The following is a 16,079-nucleotide window of genomic DNA, read 5'->3' on the forward strand; positions in this document are numbered from 1 at the left end:
CAGGGTTTGAGAAAATCCTCCTTCATTTCCACTATCATTCCGGCTTATAATCCACGCCCTTTTGGTTATTTTTTTATCATTTCCCCCGGAAGCAATATGAGCGCAATATCCCTGATCCAACCGGATCGTGACCTTTTTTCCTGGCCGCAATACTGGGCTGCCTGTTTTGGCCCTGCGCCATTTTTACCGATGTCGCGTGAAGAGATGGACCAACTTGGCTGGGATAGCTGCGACATTATTCTGGTGACCGGCGACGCCTACGTCGACCACCCGAGCTTCGGGATGGCCATCTGCGGCCGTATGCTGGAAGCGCAGGGGTTCCGGGTGGGGATCATTTCCCAGCCGGACTGGAACAGCAAAGACGACTTTATGCGCCTGGGTAAGCCGAACCTGTTCTTCGGCGTGACCGCGGGCAATATGGACTCGATGATCAACCGCTACACCGCCGACCGTAAGCTGCGCCATGACGATGCTTACACCGCCGGCAACGTGGCGGGTAAACGCCCGGACCGCGCCACCCTGGTCTACACCCAGCGCTGTAAAGAGGCGTGGAAAGACGTGCCGGTGATCCTTGGCGGCATCGAGGCCAGCCTGCGCCGTACCGCGCATTATGATTACTGGTCCGATACCGTGCGCCGCTCGGTGCTGGTGGACTCCAAGGCCGATATGCTGATGTTCGGCAACGGCGAGCGTCCGCTGGTGGAAGTCGCGCATCGCCTGGCGATGGGCGAAACCATCGACCAGATCCGCGATGTGCGCAATACCGCCATCATGGTGAAAGAGGCGCTGCCGGGCTGGAGCGGCGTCGATTCCACCCGCCTGGATACGCCTGGCAAAATTGATCCCATCCCGCATCCGTACGGTGAGGATCTGCCGTGTGCCGATAACAAGCCGGTTGCGCCGAAAAAGCAGGAAGCCAAAAGCATCACCGTGCAGCCGCCGCGGCCCAAACCGTGGGAAAAGACCTATGTGCTGCTGCCTTCCTTCGAGAAGGTGAAAGGCGATAAGGTCCTGTACGCTCACGCTTCGCGTATTCTGCACCATGAAACCAACCCCGGCTGCGCCCGGGCGCTGATGCAAAAGCATGGCGAACGCTATATCTGGATCAACCCGCCGGCAATCCCGCTCTCGACTGAAGAGATGGACAGCGTCTTCGCGCTGCCTTACAAGCGTGTGCCGCATCCTGCTTACGGCGACGCGCGTATCCCGGCGTATGAGATGATCCGTTTCTCGATCAACATCATGCGCGGCTGCTTCGGCGGCTGTTCGTTCTGCTCAATCACCGAGCACGAAGGGCGCATTATCCAGAGCCGTTCAGAAGATTCGATCATTAATGAAATCGAAGCCATTCGCGACACGGTGCCCGGCTTTACCGGGGTGATCTCCGATCTCGGCGGACCAACGGCCAACATGTATATGCTGCGCTGCAAATCGCCACGCGCCGAGCAGACCTGCCGCCGTCTCTCCTGCGTCTACCCGGATATCTGCCCGCACATGGATACCAACCATGAGCCGACGATCAATCTTTACCGTCGCGCCCGTGAGCTGAAGGGCATTAAGAAGATCCTCATTGCCTCTGGCGTACGCTATGACATCGCCGTCGAAGATCCGCGCTATATCAAAGAGCTGGCGACCCACCACGTCGGCGGCTATCTGAAGATCGCCCCGGAGCATACCGAAGAGGGGCCGCTGTCGAAGATGATGAAGCCGGGGATGGGCAGCTACGACCGCTTTAAAGAATTGTTTGATACCTATTCGAAGCAGGCGGGTAAAGAACAGTATCTGATCCCGTACTTTATCTCCGCCCATCCGGGAACCCGCGATGAAGATATGGTGAACCTGGCGCTGTGGCTGAAGAAACATCGCTTCCGTCTCGACCAGGTGCAGAACTTCTATCCGTCGCCGTTGGCGAACTCGACCACCATGTATTACACCGGCAAGAACCCGCTGGGCAAGATTGGCTATAAGAGCGAAGAGGTGGTGGTGCCGAAGGGCGATAAACAGCGCCGTCTGCATAAAGCGCTGCTGCGCTATCACGATCCGGCAAACTGGCCGCTGATCCGTCAGGCGCTGGAGGCGATGGGTAAAAAGCACCTGATTGGCTCACGCCGCGACTGCCTGGTGCCTGCCCCGACGTTGGATGAGATGCGCGAAGCGCGTCGCCAGAACCGCCATACCCGTCCGGCGCTGACCAAGCACACGCCGATTGTACATCAGCGTTCTAACGGTGAAACGACGGCGAAAAAACCGGTCAAACGCGGTAAAGTCGCCGGGCGTTAAGCCTGACGTTGTGCCCGGTAGCGCTTTGCTGACCGGGCCAGTTGGAGAGCCGGATAAGCGTCAGCGCTATCCGGCTTTTTTATATGTTAGCCGCCAAACTGATCCGGATCGGGCCCTAAACGCTTGCCCTGGTCCAGCTTCGCGATTTCGCTGAGTTCGTCTTTGTCGAGACGGAAATCCCAGACGTTAAAGTTTTCCGCGATACGCGACGGCGTCACTGATTTCGGGATCACCACCAGACCGCTATCAAGATGCCAGCGGATGACGATTTGCGCCGGCGTTTTGCCGTACTTATCGGCTAGCTGGTGGATGACTTTCTGATCGAACACCCCTTTACCGCCCTGGGCCAGCGGGCTCCAGGATTCGGTCTGGATCTTGTGGGTGGCGTTCCAGGCATGCAGTTGACGCTGCTGCAGCAGCGGATGGAGCTCAATCTGGTTGATCACCGGTGCGACGCCGGTTTCATCAATCAGCTTCTGCAGATGCGGGACCTGGAAATTACACACGCCGATGCTTTTCGCCAGCCCCTGCTGCTGCAGCTCGATCAGCGCCTGCCAGGCTTCGACGTAATGGCCGATCGCCGGCACCGGCCAGTGGATTAAGTAGAGATCCACATAGTCGAGCTTCAGCTTGCTGAGGCTCTCTTTCAGCGCCTCGTGCGGCCGTTTTTGATCGTCGTTCCACAGCTTGGTGGTGATGAACAGCTCATCGCGATTGACGCCTGCGCTGTGCAGCGCGTTGCCGACGCCGGCCTCATTTTGGTACGCGGCGGCGGTGTCAAAAGAGCGATAACCGACTTCCAGCGCCTTATGAATGGCGGAGACGACTTCCTCGTTGCCAGCTTTCCACACGCCGAGACCCAGCTGCGGCATCAGGTTGCCGTCGTGTAGTTTTATAACGGTTGGATGTGTCATGCCTTCCTCCTGTTAATGAACTCGGCGAGGCAGAATCCGCCGAGGGGTAGCATTAAGTCTGGACGAAATAGCTAAAAACGGTAGTAAAAACACCTCTCCCCGACGTTTGTTTAACGTAAGGAGAGGTGAATCAGGCGGGGTTAAATTAGCGAGCAGCCTCGTAAATACGGCGGCTGACGTCCAGGGTGATATCCTGATGTTCGCCCAGTTTGGTCATGCCGTGCTCTTCCAGTTTCGCCAGCAGCGCCGGGATGGAGCTACCGTCGAGACCGTAATCGGAGAGGCGGGTCGGCACCCCCATCTGCTCGAAGAAACTCCGGGTTGCGGCAATAGCGGCATCGATACGCTGTTCTTCGGAGCCCTCGGTGATATTCCATACGCGCTCGGCATACTGCAGCAGCTTCGCGCGCTTGGTATCGCGTTTCTCGTTCCACAGCGCCGGCAGCACGATAGCCAGCGTCTGGGCGTGATCCAGACCATGCATCGCCGTCAGTTCGTGGCCGAGCATATGGGTCGCCCAGTCCTGCGGTACGCCAGCGCCGATAAGACCGTTCAGCGCCTGAGTCGCCGCCCACATAATATTAGCGCGCACGTCGTAGTTCTCTGGCTCCTGCAGCGCTTTCGGGCCATCTTCCACCAGCGTCAGCAGAATGCCTTCGGCGAAACGGTCCTGAATTTTGCCGTCAACCGGGTAGGTGACGTACTGTTCAACGGTATGGACGAAGGCGTCAACCACGCCGTTGGCGACCTGGCGCGGTGGCAGAGTGTAGGTGTAAACCGGGTCGAGGATCGCGAACTGTGGCTGGACGTGCGAAGACATAAACGCGCGTTTGTCGCCGGTGGTTTTCCGCGAAATCACCGCCCCTTTGTTTGATTCAGAACCGGTCGCTGGCAGAGTCAGAACCGAACCCATTGGAATGGCGCTGGCGATCTTACTGCCGTAAGTTTCCATAATTTCCCATGGATCGATAGCGGCGTCGTAATGGGCCGCCGCGGCGATGAACTTGGTGCCATCCAGTACTGAACCGCCGCCGACCGCCAGCAGGAAGGTGACCTTCTCTTCACGGGCGAGCTTCACGGCGTTCATCAGAGTTTCGTAAGACGGGTTCGGCTCGATGCCGCCAAATTCAAGGACATCCAGGCCATTCAGGGCGGTGAGTACCTGATCCAGGACGCCCGTTTTTTTCACGCTGCCGCCGCCGTAGGTGATCAGTACGCGAGCCTCCGCCGGGATCTGTTCACGCAGCTTTTCAATCGCGCCTTTGCCAAACAGAATGCGGGTTGGGGTATGCAGGTCAAAATTATTCATTGCTAGTGTCCTCAAAAGAGTAAAACCGCCGACAGGGACGATACCGCTGCCAGATGACGGTTATTGTGGTCCCGGCGCCGTTGACCCTCAATGCACATTTCTGCCTATGTCTTGCCTATTTCTCCATGTGGCTGGAGAATTCTCGCCAGCCTGCGCACAATGTATGGGTGAAGAAACATCGGGAGAGGCGGTGGCAATGCAACACGCACAGATATGCCAGATATTGACAGAGAAGATTAACCAGCTGAAAGATAAGCACGAACTGTTAAGTTCGCTGCTGCCTGACGTCCGCCTGCTGTATGGGACGCAGCCGGGTACCCGGACGCCGGTGATGTATCAGCCGGGGATCGTTTTTCTCTTTTCCGGCCATAAAATTGGTTATATCAATGAGCGGACTTTTCGCTACGACACAAATGAATATCTGCTGCTGACCGTGCCGCTGCCCTTCGAATGCGAAACCTTTGCCACCCCGGAGGTGCCCCTCGCCGGGATGCGTCTGAACGTCGATATCCTGCAGCTGCAGGAGCTGCTGATGGATATTGGCGAGGATCCGCTGTTTCAGCCCGCCGTCGCCTCCAGCGGAATAAATTCGGCAGTGCTTTCCGAAGATATTTTATGCGCTGCCGAACGGCTGCTCGACGTCATGGATCGTCCGCTGGACGCGCGCATTCTTGGCAAGCAGATTATCCGTGAAATCCTCTACTATGTGCTGACGGGCCCCTGCGGCGGCGCACTGCTGGCGTTGGTCAGCCGGCAGACCCATTTCAGTTTGATAAGCCGCGTGCTGAAACACATCGAGAGCCAGTACACCGAAAACCTGAGCGTCGATCGGCTGGCGGCAGAGGCGAATATGAGCGTCTCGGCGTTTCACCATAATTTTAAATCGGTGACCAGTACTTCACCGCTGCAGTATTTGAAAACCTACCGTTTGCACAAGGCGCGCATGCTGATGATCCATGACGGCATGAAGGCCAGCGCGGCGGCGATGCGGGTGGGGTATGAAAGTCCTTCGCAGTTCAGCCGCGAGTTTAAGCGCTACTTCGGTATGACGCCCGGGGAAGATGCCGCACGAATTCGCACGATGCAGGGCATGTAATATCGGGAAGGGCAAGCCGGGCGGGCGCAGGCCCCCCGGCAGGTGGCCGTCAGGCGCTGCAGTATTTCTTTTTGATCACCACGAACAGCGTGCCGAGCAGGCCCGCCAGCAGCAGAGCAATCGGCAGGATCATCAGGCAGGTCATGACCTGATCTTCATGGCGCTTCACAAACGGGATCATGCTCAGCGCATAGCCGAGACCCGTGACCACGCCAACCCACAGCAGGGCGCTCAGCCAGTTGAAGAACTGAAAGCGGCGGTTCGGCAGGCCGGAAATCCCCGCCATGGTTGGCAGCAGGGTGCGGACAAATGCCAGAAAGCGGCCCGCGAGCAGCGCCAGCAGGCCGTGGCGATCAAACATACAGGTGGCGCGCTGATGGTACTTATGCGGCAGATGCGCCAGCCAGCCTTTCACCGTTTGCGTATTGCCCAGCCAGCGCCCTTGCACATAGCTCAACCAGCAGCCGAGGCTGGCGGCGGCGGTCAGAATGGCGATAGTGGGCACAAAGTCCATGACGCCTTTAGCAATCAGCGCGCCGGCGAGCAGCAGCAAGCTGTCCCCCGGTAAAAAGGACGCGGGCAGCAGCCCGTTTTCCAGAAACAGGGTGGCGAACATAACCAGATATACAACGCCCACAACGTGAGGGTTCGCCAATGCGGCAAAATCATGTTGCCACAACGCGGCGACAATCTCTTGAATGACAACCATGGACTTTCCTAAGTGGTACCGTATTGTTGACTAGTGTACTCCTGAAGAGACCCGAGCACCTTGATCCCGGGCGCAACAAAAGCGGCCGCTTTGCTAAAAAGCGTCCGCTATTGTTGCCACTGACTGTCACTTTACACGATACGCGCGAAGCCCGCTGCTAAATCCGCCTGCAGATCGTCAACATTTTCGAGACCAATGTGCAAACGGATCAACGTGCCGCTGAAGTCGACTTCCGCATCCGGTCGGATGTGAGCGATTTGCTCCGGCTGATTGGCCAGAATCAGCGATTCAAAGCCGCCCCACGAGTAGGCCATGCTGAACAGGCTGAAGTTGTCGAGATACGCTGCCAGCTCAGCGTCGTTGAGACGCTTGTTGAGCACAAACGAGAACAGCCCGCTGCTGCCGGTAAAATCGCGCTTCCAGAACTCATGGCCTTTACTGCCGGGCAGGGCGGGGTGGTTGACCCGCGCCACCTGCGGATGCTGCGCCAGCCACTCGGCGATGCGCAGGCTGCTTTCATGATGCTGACGCAGGCGCACGCCCAGGGTGCGCAGGCCGCGGCTGGTCATATAGGCGGTATCGGCGTCCAGCATTTGCCCCATCAGATAGGCATTCTCACGCAGCTGCGGCCAGCAGCGCGCGTTCGCCACCGCAGTGCCGACCATGGCGTCGGAATGGCCGATCAGATATTTGGTGCCTGCCTGAATGGAAATATCGATGCCAAAATCCAGCGCTTTGAACAGGATCCCCGCCGCCCAGGTGTTATCGATCATGATAATCGCTTCCGGGGCGACCTGACGCACGGCGGCGACAATCGCTGGCACATCATGCACTTCCATGGTGATGGAGCCAGGCGATTCCAGGAACACCACGCGGGTCTCCGGCCGAATAAGTTGGGCAATATCGGCGCCAATGAGGGGATCGAACCAGCTGGTGGCGACGCCGAGTTTAGCGAGAATTTTGGTACAAAAATCCTGGCTTGGCTCATAGGCGGTATTGGTCATCAGCACATGGTCGCCCTGTTCGACGAACGCCAGGATGGTGTTGGCCACCGCGGCCGCGCCACAGGGGAAGAGGGCGCAGCCGGCGCCGCCTTCCAGCTCGCACATCGCTTCCTGCAGTGAGAAGTGGGTCAGGGTGCCGCGACGCCCGTAGAACAGCTCGCCGTTAGCCCGGTTGCGGGTGGCGTGTTTTTTGGCTTCCACGGTATCGAAAACCAGCGATGACGCGCGCTGGATCACGCTGTTCACTGAGCCCTGGGTATATTTTTTGCTCCGTCCGGCGTTGACCAGCGCGGTATCAAGATGTTTATCAGCCATGTTGATGAACCTGTTTTTATACGTCTGGACGTCTAAACTAGCATGAATCTTCTTTTCTGTACCAGTGCGGCGCCGATACAGGCGAAAATTTTACCAGGCCCGCAGTAAGCCGCTTTTTTACTGCGTGAGCGCAAGGAAAATAAACGTGATTTGCTGCACAGTGTAAATACTAATGAGAACCACTATCAATTCGATGTCGTTTTGATATTATTGTGGGCAGATTTTGTGATTATCGTCGTGGAGATAGAGCGTGGGTAATAATTTGATGCAGGCGGATCTCTCCGTTTGGGGTATGTATCATCATGCCGATATTGTCGTTAAGGTGGTGATGATTGGCCTGATTCTGGCGTCGGTCGTCACCTGGGCCATCTTTTTCGGCAAAGGGGCGGAAATCCTCGCCAGCAAGCGTCGCCTCAAACGTGAACAGCAGCAGCTGGCGGAAGCCCGCTCTCTCGATCAGGCCAGCGATATCGCCAGCGCCTTTGAGGCGAAGAGCCTGACCACCCAGCTTATCAATGAAGCGCAGAACGAACTCGAACTCTCTGCCGGTGCGGAAGACAATGAAGGCATCAAGGAACGCACCGGTTTCCGCCTTGAGCGCCGCGTCGCGGCGGTCGGTCGCCATATGGGGCGCGGCAATGGTTATCTGGCCACCATCGGCGCCATTTCGCCGTTCGTGGGTCTGTTCGGGACCGTCTGGGGCATCATGAACAGCTTTATCGGTATCGCCCAGACGCAGACTACCAACCTTGCGGTGGTAGCGCCGGGCATCGCGGAAGCGCTGCTGGCGACGGCCATCGGCCTGTTCGCCGCCATCCCGGCGGTGGTCATCTATAACATCTTTGCCCGCATGATTGGCAGCTACAAGGCCTCGCTCGGCGACGTCGCCGCTCAGGTGCTGCTGCTGCAAAGTCGCGACCTGGACCTCAGCGCCAGCGGTGTGAAGCCGGTGCGTAGCGCGCAGAAATTACGGGTAGGTTGATCGGCTATGGCGATGCGTCTTAATGAAAATCTGGACGATAACGGCGAAATGCATGAGATCAACGTGACGCCGTTTATCGACGTCATGCTGGTTCTGCTGATTATCTTTATGGTGGCTGCGCCGCTGGCGACGGTTGACGTGAAGGTGAATCTGCCGGCCTCCTCCAGCCAGCCGCAACCGCGACCGGAAAAACCCATTTATCTGTCGGTGAAGGCGGATAAGAGCATGTTCCTCGGCAACGACCCGATTACCGAAGCGAATATGATTAACGCCCTGGATAGCCTGACCGCCGGCAAAAAAGATACCACTGTCTTCTTTCGCGCGGATAAAACCGTCGATTACGAGACGATGATGAAAGTGATGGATACCCTGCATCAGGCGGGCTATCTCAAGATCGGGCTGGTGGGCGAAGAGACCGTCAAAGCCAAATAACCCGATTCTGTTCCTGAAAAGGCTGGCCGCGCGCCGGCCTTTTTTATGGCCGTCTGCCGGCGATGTGTTGGCCTGGCGTTGCCATCACGTTATCTGTCTGAGATATAATGTCGCTTCTTTTTGTTAACTAACAGGATTATATGGAACGCTTTCTGGAAAACGCTATGTACACTTCGCGCTGGCTGCTGGCGCCGGTTTATTTTGGCCTTTCGCTGGGACTGGTCGCGCTGACCATCAAATTTTTTCAGGAGATCGTCCACGTTCTGCCGCATATCTTCAGCGTCAGCGAGTCGGAATTGATCCTGACGCTGCTGTCGCTGGTGGACATGACCCTGGTGGGTGGCCTGCTGGTGATGGTGATGTTCTCGGGCTATGAGAATTTCGTGTCGCAGCTGGATATCAATGAAGGGAAAGAGAAGCTGAGCTGGCTCGGTAAAATGGACGCCACCTCTCTGAAGAATAAAGTCGCGGCGTCAATTGTGGCGATCTCCTCTATCCACCTGCTGCGGGTGTTTATGGATGCGAAAAACGTGCCGGACAACAAGCTGATGTGGTACGTGATTATCCACCTGACCTTCGTCCTTTCGGCCTTTGTGATGGGCTATCTCGATCGTCTGAACAAAGTGAAACACTGATCCCTTCTCTCCCGGCGGTGTTAGCCGCTGGGCTTTTTCTCCCCCGTTTCTGTTTTTCTGCGCTGGCGTATGTCCGGGCTTCTGCTTTGCTTAAAGGGCGCTTAACAACGGAGGCAGGGTGATGACGCGATTAACGGCCAAAGATTTCCCGCAGCAGCTGCTCGAGTATTATGACTACTATGCCCACGGCAAAATCAGCAAACGCGAGTTTCTCCAGCTGGCGGGGAAATATACTGTCGGCGGGATGACCGCGCTGGCGCTGTTTAATCTGCTGAAGCCCGACTATGCCCTGGCAGAGCAGGTACCGTTCACCGATCCGGATATCCGTCCGGAGTATATTCATTACCCCTCTCCTGACGGCCACGGCGAAGTGCGGGCTTACCTGGTGACGCCGACGAAAATAGCCGACAAAGCGCCCGCCGTTGTGGTGGTACATGAGAACCGAGGCCTCAATCCCTACATTGAAGACGTAGCCCGGCGGGTCGCGAAAGCGGGATATATCGCGCTGGCGCCTGATGGCCTGAGCGCCGTCGGCGGCTATCCGGGGAATGATGATGAAGGCCGCGCGCTCCAGCAGAAAGTCGATCCCGTGAAGCTGATGAATGATTTTTTTGCGGCGGTCGCGTTTATGGCGAAGCATCCACAGGCGACGGGGAAGGTCGGTATCACCGGGTTTTGTTACGGCGGCGGCGTCAGCAACGCGGCGGCGGTGGCGATCCCGGAGCTAGCCTGCGCGGTGCCGTTTTACGGCCGCCAGCCGCCGCTGAAGGAGGTCGATAAAATTAAAGCGCCGCTGCTGCTGCACTATGCCGGCCTCGATAGCGGCATTAATGAAGGCTGGCCCGCCTATGAACAGGCGTTGAAGGAACACCATAAAGTCTACGAGGCCTATCTCTATCAGGGCGTGAATCACGGCTTTCATAATGATTCCACGCCGCGCTACGATCGGGCTGCGGCTGATCTGGCCTGGCAACGCACGCTGGCATGGTTTGAGAAGTATTTACGCTAGCGCAAACGACATAAATAGCGCTACCGCTCGCTCAAAAAAACGCTATATAATTTATTATACAGCGATTGGGAGGGCGCGATGGAAAATCATTTTGGCAAAGGCTTAATGGCGGGGCTACAGGCATCCTATGCTGACACCGCCGCGCATGCGGCGAATTTTTGCGCCGACTATAAACGCGGGTTTGTGCTCGGCTACTCGCACCGCATGTTTGAAAAAACCGGCGACCGCCAGCTCAGCGCGTGGGAGGCGGGGATCCTGACCCGTCGCTATGGCCTTGACAGAGATAGGGTGATGGATTTCTTCAAAGAAGGTGGGTCGGGTATGGCGATGCGCTATTTTCTGGCGGGCTATCGGCTGGAAAGCTAAACAGGACGGCTTCGCAGGCGGAGCCGTCCTGTGGTGGGAACCCTTTCCCGTCAGCGGGAAAGGGTGAAGACCTTACGCCTGGCGCTTATCTTCCGTTTGGGTGTCAAAGTCGCGGGCGTCGTGGCGCTCATGCAACTGCTCATTGAGCGGGCCGTTGGTGCGGTTGACGATGCGTCCGCGCTTGACGGCCGGGCGGCTGCCCACATCCTGCGCCCAGCGCAGCACGTTTTTATAGCTCCCGGCGTCGAGGAACTCCGCCGCGTTATAGACGTTGCCCAGCACTACGTTGCCATACCACGGCCAGACAGCCATATCGGCGATGGTGTACTCCTCGCCGGCCACATAGCGGCCGCGGGCGAGCTGTTTGTCCAGCACGTCGAGCTGGCGTTTGGCTTCCATCGTAAAGCGGTCGATCGCGTACTCGATCTTCACCGGCGCATAGTTATAGAAGTGGCCGAAGCCGCCGCCGAGGAATGGCGCCGCGCCCTGCAGCCAGAACAGCCAGTTGAGGGTTTCGGTGCGGCCGGCAGGATCTTTTGGCAGGAAGAAGCCAAATTTTTCCGCCAGATAGAGAAGAATGTTGCCGGACTCAAATACCCGGGTCGGCGGCGTGGTGGAGTGGTCGCTGAGGGCCGGGATCTTCGAGTTCGGGTTGATATCGACAAAGCCGCTGGAAAACTGATCCCCTTCGCCAATGCGTATTAGCCAGGCGTCGTACTCCGCGCCGCTGACGCCCAGCGCCAGCAGCTCCTCCAGCATGATGGTCACCTTCTGGCCGTTGGGCGTGCCCAGTGAGTATAGCTGGAGCGGATGGGTCCCGACCGGCAGGACGCGTTCATGGGTCGCGCCGGAAACGGGACGGTTGATATTGGCGAACGCGCCGCCGCTGTTTTGCTTCCATTCCCACACTTTGGGTGGCTGGTAGTTTTGCTCTGACATGCTGGTTTGCCTTTTTCGTGGATGTACAAAAAGTGTAGCAGGTGACCTCAGGCCATAATCCGCGCGGCCCACACGCTGACATCATCGCCGCTGCCCAGATCCGGCTGCACCAGGCCATTGACCATAAAGGTCGGCGAGACGTGAATGCCGTTCTGACGGGCGTATTTACTGTGCCACTTGATCACGTCCTGCAGCTCCGGGCGGGCAAAGGCGGCCCCCAGCAGCACGTGACTGTAACGTTCAATGCGCTCAATGATTTGCTGCGGCGTGGCGTTCATGTTCGGCCCGCTGCAGTGTTCGGTAAACTCAAACTCTTCCCGATGGTCGGCCACGGCCTGCATCACCTTATGCGCCTGCTCTCTGCCGTGCGGCAGGGTGGACGCGGCGAGGATGCAGCGGACGATAACCCCGGAGAACAGATGCCACGGCTGCGACTGCAGGCGTATCTTGATGGTGACGTTATCGGCGCCGACCTCATCAAGCAGGTCGTCGAGCTTATTAAACGCGCGGACAGAGTAGGGGCAGGTGGGCTCAAGGAACACCTCAAACGTCCGCGGGCCGTGTCCCCAGACCAGCGGTTGGGCATTCAGATGCGAGGGTGTGCTCATTGTCGACTCCTGATGTTGCGTTGTTTTTTTGTTATATCACCGATAACGATATCACTTTTGTTTCCGGCTGCAGGGTTATTTTCCTTAACGGCACGATTAGCGAAACGAATGAGTGGTATCATCGTTACACCTCTGTCTGGTAAGTGCCTGCGGCAGGATAAGAAGAGGGAGTTTTGTTTCGCCAACTGCCCGGGCTGCATTAATTTGAGGTCAGGCTAAATGAGCAAAGGATCGACAAGCAGTGACGCCCCGTTTGGGACATTGTTAGGCTACGCGCCCGGCGGCGTGGCGATTTATTCATCGAATTACAGTAGCTTAAATCCGCAGGACTACCCGGATGACGCGACGTTTCGCAGCTACATCGGCAGTGAGTATATGGGGCATAAATGGCAGTGCGTCGAGTTTGCACGCCGCTTTCTGTTCCTGACCTACGGGTTTGTCTTTACCGATGTGGGGATGGCGTATGAAATCTTCTCCCTGCGTTTCCTGCGTGAAGTGGTCAATGACAATATTTTGCCGCTGCAGGCCTTCGCCAACGGTTCCCGCCGTCCGCCCATCGCCGGTTCGTTACTGATCTGGCAGAAGGGAGGCGAGTTTAAGCACACAGGCCACGTCGCGGTGATCACCCAGCTTGTCGGCAATAAAGTGCGTATCGCCGAGCAGAACGTCATTCACTCGCCGCTGCCGCAGGGCCAGCAGTGGACCCGCGAGCTGACCCTCGAGGTCAACGCCGGCCGGTACACCATCAAAGATACCTTTACCGATACCGAAATTTTAGGCTGGATGATCCAGACCGCCGATACCGAACACAGCCTGCCGCAGCCGGTGCTGCCGGGCGAGGCGATGGCGATCAAAGGCGCGCGGCTGCCGAACAACGGCCAGTTCCGCGGCAAATGGCTGAACGAGAAAGATCCGCTGCAGAAAGCCTACGTGGCGGCCAACGGCCATTTCATCAACCAGGATCCCTACCAGTATTTCACCATCAGCGAAAGCGCCGAACAGGAGCTGATCAAAGCCACTAACGAGCTGCACCTGATGTATCTGCACGCCACCGATAAGGTGATGAAGGATGATAACCTGCTGGCGCTGTTTGATATCCCGAAAATCCTCTGGCCGCGTCTGCGTCTCTCCTGGCAGCGCCGTCGTCATCATATGATTACCGGGCGCATGGATTTTTGCATGGACGAGCGCGGGCTGAAGGTGTACGAGTACAATGCCGACTCCGCCTCCTGCCATACCGAAGGCGGGCTGATCCTCGAGCAGTGGCTGAAGCAGGGCTACTACGGCACCGGCCACAATCCGGCGGAAGGTCTGCTCGATGAGCTGGCGGGGGCGTGGAAACACAGCCGGGCGCGGCCCTTCGTCCACATCATGCAGGACAAGGATCTGGAAGAGAATTACCACGCGAAATTTATCCAGCGTTCCCTGACCCAGGCCGGTTTTGAGAGCAAAATTCTCTTTGGCCTTGATGAGCTGCGCTGGGACGCTGCCGGCCAGCTGATTGACGCTGACGGGCGGCTGGTCAACTGCGTCTGGAAGACCTGGGCATGGGAAACCGCCATTGAGCAGGTGCGCGAAGTCAGCGCCGATGAGTACGCGGCGGTGCCGATTCGTACCGGACATCCGCAGAATGAGGTGCGGCTGATTGACGTCCTGCTGCGTCCTGAAGTATTGGTATTCGAACCCCTGTGGACGGTGATCCCGGGCAACAAAGCGATTCTGCCGGTGCTGTGGTCGCTGTTCCCGCATCATCGCTATCTGCTGGATACCGATTTTGTGGTTAACGACGAGCTGGCGAAAACCGGCTATGCCGTGAAGCCCATTTCCGGACGCTGCGGGAACAATATCGATTTGATCGGTCCTCAGGATGAGGTTCTGGATAAGACCAGCGGCCAGTTTGTCGATCGCAAGAATATCTACCAGCAGCTGTGGTGCCTGCCGAAAGTGGACGGTAAGTACATTCAGGTGTGCACATTTACCGTCGGCGGTAACTACGGCGGTACCTGCCTGCGCGGCGATTCGTCGCTGGTGGTGAAAAAAGAGAGCGATATCGAGCCGTTAATCGTTTTGAAAGACAAAGCATGACGTGCGAAACCCGGGTAGCGGCATACCCCTGTCCGGGTGACAACGTACAGAAAAGGATAGCCCCGGCATGGTCAGCGCCGCCGGGGAACACCTGCAACGAAGCCAAGATAATTAACACAACAACAAGACAGAAAAGGAAAATAGTATGCACGATCGGCGTCTCGCCGCCCGCGCGGGTGAACTCAAGCCCTCCGCCGTCCGCGAACTTCTCAAGCACAGTAAACTGCCCGGCGTGATCTCGCTTGGCGGCGGCATTCCGGCCCCGGAATTGTTTGATACCGAAGGCCTGGAGCTGGCGGTGCAGAAGGTGATGAGCGAACGTTTTCATGACGCATTCCAGTACGGTCTGACGGAGGGCTACCCGCCGTTGCGCCAGGCGGTGAGTGAAATCTGTCACTCCCGTGGCGTGACCTGTTCTCCCGCTCAGGTCTATATCACCTCCGGCTCGCAGCAATCGCTGGATATCGTTGCTCGTACGCTGCTCGATCCAGGTGACACTATTGTCGTTGAGCGTCCTACCTATCTGGCGGCGCTGCAGGTGTTTCAGCTGGCGCAGGCCAATATTCTCAGTGTCGACACCGATGATGACGGGATGCTGGTGGAGCAACTGGCCGACCTGCTGGAGACCACCCGCGTCAAAGCCGTTTATCTGGTGCCGACGTTCGGCAACCCCGGCGGCAAAACGCTGAGCGAGACGCGTCGTCGTCGCCTGGTTGAGCTGGCGAAAAAATATGACTTCGTCATTCTGGAAGACGATCCCTATGGCGAAATTAGCTTCACTGACGCCGTTCGACGCCCGCTCTATCAGCACGCGGTTGAGCTGGGCTGTGAAGATCAGGTGGTCTACACCTCGACCTTTTCGAAGATCCTCGCGCCGGGGATGCGCATCGGCTGGGTCGTGATGCCGGACTGGCTGGCGCAGCAGACGGTGATCGTCAAGCAGGCGGCGGATCTGCATACCAATATGCTGTCGCAGGTGATCACCGCGGAGTACCTTGGCATGAACCGGCTGGAGAACCAGATCGCGTTGATTCGCGAAGACTACCGCAAGAAGTGTGTGGCGCTGGCCGACGCGCTGGAAAGCCGCCTTGGCGAGCACCTGGAATTCAGCCGCCCGCAGGGGGGCATGTTCCTGTGGGCGCGTTTCCGCTATCCGTTCGATACCATGGAATGGATGAAGAAAACGCTGGAAAACGGCGTAGTCTACGTTCCTGGCGAAGCGTTCTATCACGATAAGCCGGATACCCGTACTCTGCGTCTCTCCTACTCCACGGTGTCTGAGGCCGGGTTGCTGACGGCCGTTGAGCGGCTGGCGGCCTCCCTGTAATGACTCTGCTGTGCGCCGCGTAACGACGGCGCACAGCCCTTCGCGGCGAGAGCGGGAGGAACTGACGTT

General features: G+C 57.7%; 16 protein-coding genes. 10 read left to right on the top strand and 6 right to left on the bottom strand.

Annotation, left to right across the window (positions count from 1 at the left end):
- Positions 1 to 6: 6 nt before the first annotated feature.
- The gene (locus tag AC3EMD_RS03605; RefSeq protein WP_012540546.1) at positions 7 to 2,280 is read left to right on the top strand and encodes a YgiQ family radical SAM protein; all 2,274 of its coding nucleotides are present in this window, start codon (positions 7 to 9) and stop codon (positions 2,278 to 2,280) included.
- An 86-nt stretch (positions 2,281 to 2,366) separates the two neighbouring features.
- Here AC3EMD_RS03605 and dkgA read toward each other — a convergent pair whose 3' ends face one another.
- Together dkgA and yqhD are read right to left on the bottom strand one after the other, a co-directional pair.
- Complete coding sequence (gene dkgA / locus AC3EMD_RS03610; RefSeq protein WP_008806502.1) at positions 2,367 to 3,194, bottom strand: 2,5-didehydrogluconate reductase DkgA; 828 nt, start codon at positions 3,192 to 3,194, stop codon at positions 2,367 to 2,369.
- Positions 3,195 to 3,339: 145 nt separating this feature from the next.
- A complete protein-coding gene (gene yqhD / locus AC3EMD_RS03615; protein WP_302073935.1) occupies positions 3,340 to 4,503 on the bottom strand; it encodes an alcohol dehydrogenase in 1,164 nt (387 codons plus the stop codon).
- 196 nt (positions 4,504 to 4,699) lie between these two features.
- Between yqhD and AC3EMD_RS03620 the strand changes: the two genes are divergently transcribed.
- Positions 4,700 to 5,599, top strand: coding sequence for an AraC family transcriptional regulator (locus tag AC3EMD_RS03620; protein WP_012967218.1), 900 nt, complete (start codon positions 4,700 to 4,702; stop codon positions 5,597 to 5,599).
- Between the two features lie 49 nt (positions 5,600 to 5,648).
- On the opposite strand, the gene yghB is transcribed toward AC3EMD_RS03620, so the two are convergent.
- Both yghB and metC read right to left on the bottom strand, forming a co-directional pair.
- The gene (yghB, locus tag AC3EMD_RS03625; protein WP_004205217.1) at positions 5,649 to 6,308 is read right to left on the bottom strand and encodes a DedA family general envelope maintenance protein YghB; all 660 of its coding nucleotides are present in this window, start codon (positions 6,306 to 6,308) and stop codon (positions 5,649 to 5,651) included.
- A 131-nt stretch (positions 6,309 to 6,439) separates the two neighbouring features.
- Positions 6,440 to 7,627 carry a cystathionine beta-lyase gene (gene metC, locus AC3EMD_RS03630; RefSeq protein WP_022064944.1) on the bottom strand — a complete coding sequence of 396 codons (1,188 nt, stop codon included), beginning with the start codon at positions 7,625 to 7,627 and terminating at the stop codon, positions 6,440 to 6,442.
- Between the two features lie 250 nt (positions 7,628 to 7,877).
- Here metC and exbB point away from each other — a divergent pair, with 250 nt between their 5' ends.
- The 5 genes from exbB (at position 7,878) to AC3EMD_RS03655 (ending at position 11,051) form a co-directional block, all read left to right on the top strand.
- Entirely contained in the window at positions 7,878 to 8,609 is a 732-nt protein-coding gene (gene exbB / locus AC3EMD_RS03635) for a tol-pal system-associated acyl-CoA thioesterase (RefSeq protein WP_004174395.1), read from the top strand.
- 6 nt (positions 8,610 to 8,615) lie between these two features.
- On the top strand, positions 8,616 to 9,041 hold the full coding sequence (exbD, locus tag AC3EMD_RS03640; RefSeq protein WP_012967219.1) for a TonB system transport protein ExbD: 426 nt from the start codon (positions 8,616 to 8,618) through the stop codon (positions 9,039 to 9,041).
- A gap of 140 nt (positions 9,042 to 9,181) precedes the next feature.
- Positions 9,182 to 9,676: a TIGR00645 family protein gene (locus AC3EMD_RS03645; RefSeq protein ID WP_008806498.1), complete on the top strand. Its 495-nt coding sequence runs from the start codon at positions 9,182 to 9,184 to the stop codon at positions 9,674 to 9,676.
- Between the two features lie 121 nt (positions 9,677 to 9,797).
- The gene (gene yghX / locus AC3EMD_RS03650) at positions 9,798 to 10,685 is read left to right on the top strand and encodes a YghX family hydrolase (RefSeq protein WP_023323279.1); all 888 of its coding nucleotides are present in this window, start codon (positions 9,798 to 9,800) and stop codon (positions 10,683 to 10,685) included.
- Between the two features lie 78 nt (positions 10,686 to 10,763).
- Positions 10,764 to 11,051 carry a DUF2623 family protein gene (locus AC3EMD_RS03655; RefSeq protein ID WP_050887212.1) on the top strand — a complete coding sequence of 96 codons (288 nt, stop codon included), beginning with the start codon at positions 10,764 to 10,766 and terminating at the stop codon, positions 11,049 to 11,051.
- Positions 11,052 to 11,123: 72 nt separating this feature from the next.
- Here the strand turns inward: AC3EMD_RS03655 and yghU are convergent, their stop codons facing one another.
- A complete protein-coding gene (gene yghU / locus AC3EMD_RS03660) occupies positions 11,124 to 11,990 on the bottom strand; it encodes a glutathione-dependent disulfide-bond oxidoreductase (protein ID WP_038421800.1) in 867 nt (288 codons plus the stop codon).
- A gap of 47 nt (positions 11,991 to 12,037) precedes the next feature.
- A complete protein-coding gene (locus AC3EMD_RS03665) occupies positions 12,038 to 12,598 on the bottom strand; it encodes a DsbA family protein (protein ID WP_072125651.1) in 561 nt (186 codons plus the stop codon).
- A gap of 20 nt (positions 12,599 to 12,618) precedes the next feature.
- On the opposite strand from AC3EMD_RS03665, the gene AC3EMD_RS03670 reads away from it, so the two are divergent.
- The 3 genes from AC3EMD_RS03670 to AC3EMD_RS03680 all read left to right on the top strand — a co-directional run bounded on the left by AC3EMD_RS03670 (position 12,619) and on the right by AC3EMD_RS03680 (position 16,010).
- Positions 12,619 to 12,741 (top strand): hypothetical protein, encoded by a 123-nt coding sequence (locus tag AC3EMD_RS03670; protein WP_004217169.1) that lies wholly within the window; start codon positions 12,619 to 12,621, stop codon positions 12,739 to 12,741.
- Between the two features lie 76 nt (positions 12,742 to 12,817).
- Positions 12,818 to 14,683, top strand: a complete 1,866-nt coding sequence (gene gss / locus AC3EMD_RS03675) for a bifunctional glutathionylspermidine amidase/synthase (RefSeq protein ID WP_022064941.1) — start codon at positions 12,818 to 12,820, stop codon at positions 14,681 to 14,683.
- A 145-nt stretch (positions 14,684 to 14,828) separates the two neighbouring features.
- Positions 14,829 to 16,010, top strand: a complete 1,182-nt coding sequence (locus AC3EMD_RS03680; protein WP_008806493.1) for an aminotransferase-like domain-containing protein — start codon at positions 14,829 to 14,831, stop codon at positions 16,008 to 16,010.
- The last annotated feature ends 69 nt before the right edge of the window (positions 16,011 to 16,079 follow it).

The sequence above is a fragment of the Klebsiella sp. PK18 genome (assembly GCF_057784655.1).

What these genes read in the sequence shown, in the direction of transcription:
- yqhD (WP_302073935.1), bottom strand. Translation starts at nt 4,503, where the DNA reads ATGAATAATTTTGACCTGCATACCCCAACCCGCATTCTGTTTGGCAAA.
- yghB (WP_004205217.1), bottom strand. Translation starts at nt 6,308, where the DNA reads ATGGTTGTCATTCAAGAGATTGTCGCCGCGTTGTGGCAACATGATTTT.
- AC3EMD_RS03665 (WP_072125651.1), bottom strand. Translation starts at nt 12,598, where the DNA reads ATGAGCACACCCTCGCATCTGAATGCCCAACCGCTGGTCTGGGGACAC.
- metC (WP_022064944.1), bottom strand. Translation starts at nt 7,627, where the DNA reads ATGGCTGATAAACATCTTGATACCGCGCTGGTCAACGCCGGACGGAGC.
- AC3EMD_RS03645 (WP_008806498.1), top strand. Translation starts at nt 9,182, where the DNA reads ATGGAACGCTTTCTGGAAAACGCTATGTACACTTCGCGCTGGCTGCTG.
- AC3EMD_RS03655 (WP_050887212.1), top strand. Translation starts at nt 10,764, where the DNA reads ATGGAAAATCATTTTGGCAAAGGCTTAATGGCGGGGCTACAGGCATCC.
- exbD (WP_012967219.1), top strand. Translation starts at nt 8,616, where the DNA reads ATGGCGATGCGTCTTAATGAAAATCTGGACGATAACGGCGAAATGCAT.
- AC3EMD_RS03680 (WP_008806493.1), top strand. Translation starts at nt 14,829, where the DNA reads ATGCACGATCGGCGTCTCGCCGCCCGCGCGGGTGAACTCAAGCCCTCC.
- AC3EMD_RS03620 (WP_012967218.1), top strand. Translation starts at nt 4,700, where the DNA reads ATGCAACACGCACAGATATGCCAGATATTGACAGAGAAGATTAACCAG.
- gss (WP_022064941.1), top strand. Translation starts at nt 12,818, where the DNA reads ATGAGCAAAGGATCGACAAGCAGTGACGCCCCGTTTGGGACATTGTTA.
- dkgA (WP_008806502.1), bottom strand. Translation starts at nt 3,194, where the DNA reads ATGACACATCCAACCGTTATAAAACTACACGACGGCAACCTGATGCCG.
- yghX (WP_023323279.1), top strand. Translation starts at nt 9,798, where the DNA reads ATGACGCGATTAACGGCCAAAGATTTCCCGCAGCAGCTGCTCGAGTAT.
- yghU (WP_038421800.1), bottom strand. Translation starts at nt 11,990, where the DNA reads ATGTCAGAGCAAAACTACCAGCCACCCAAAGTGTGGGAATGGAAGCAA.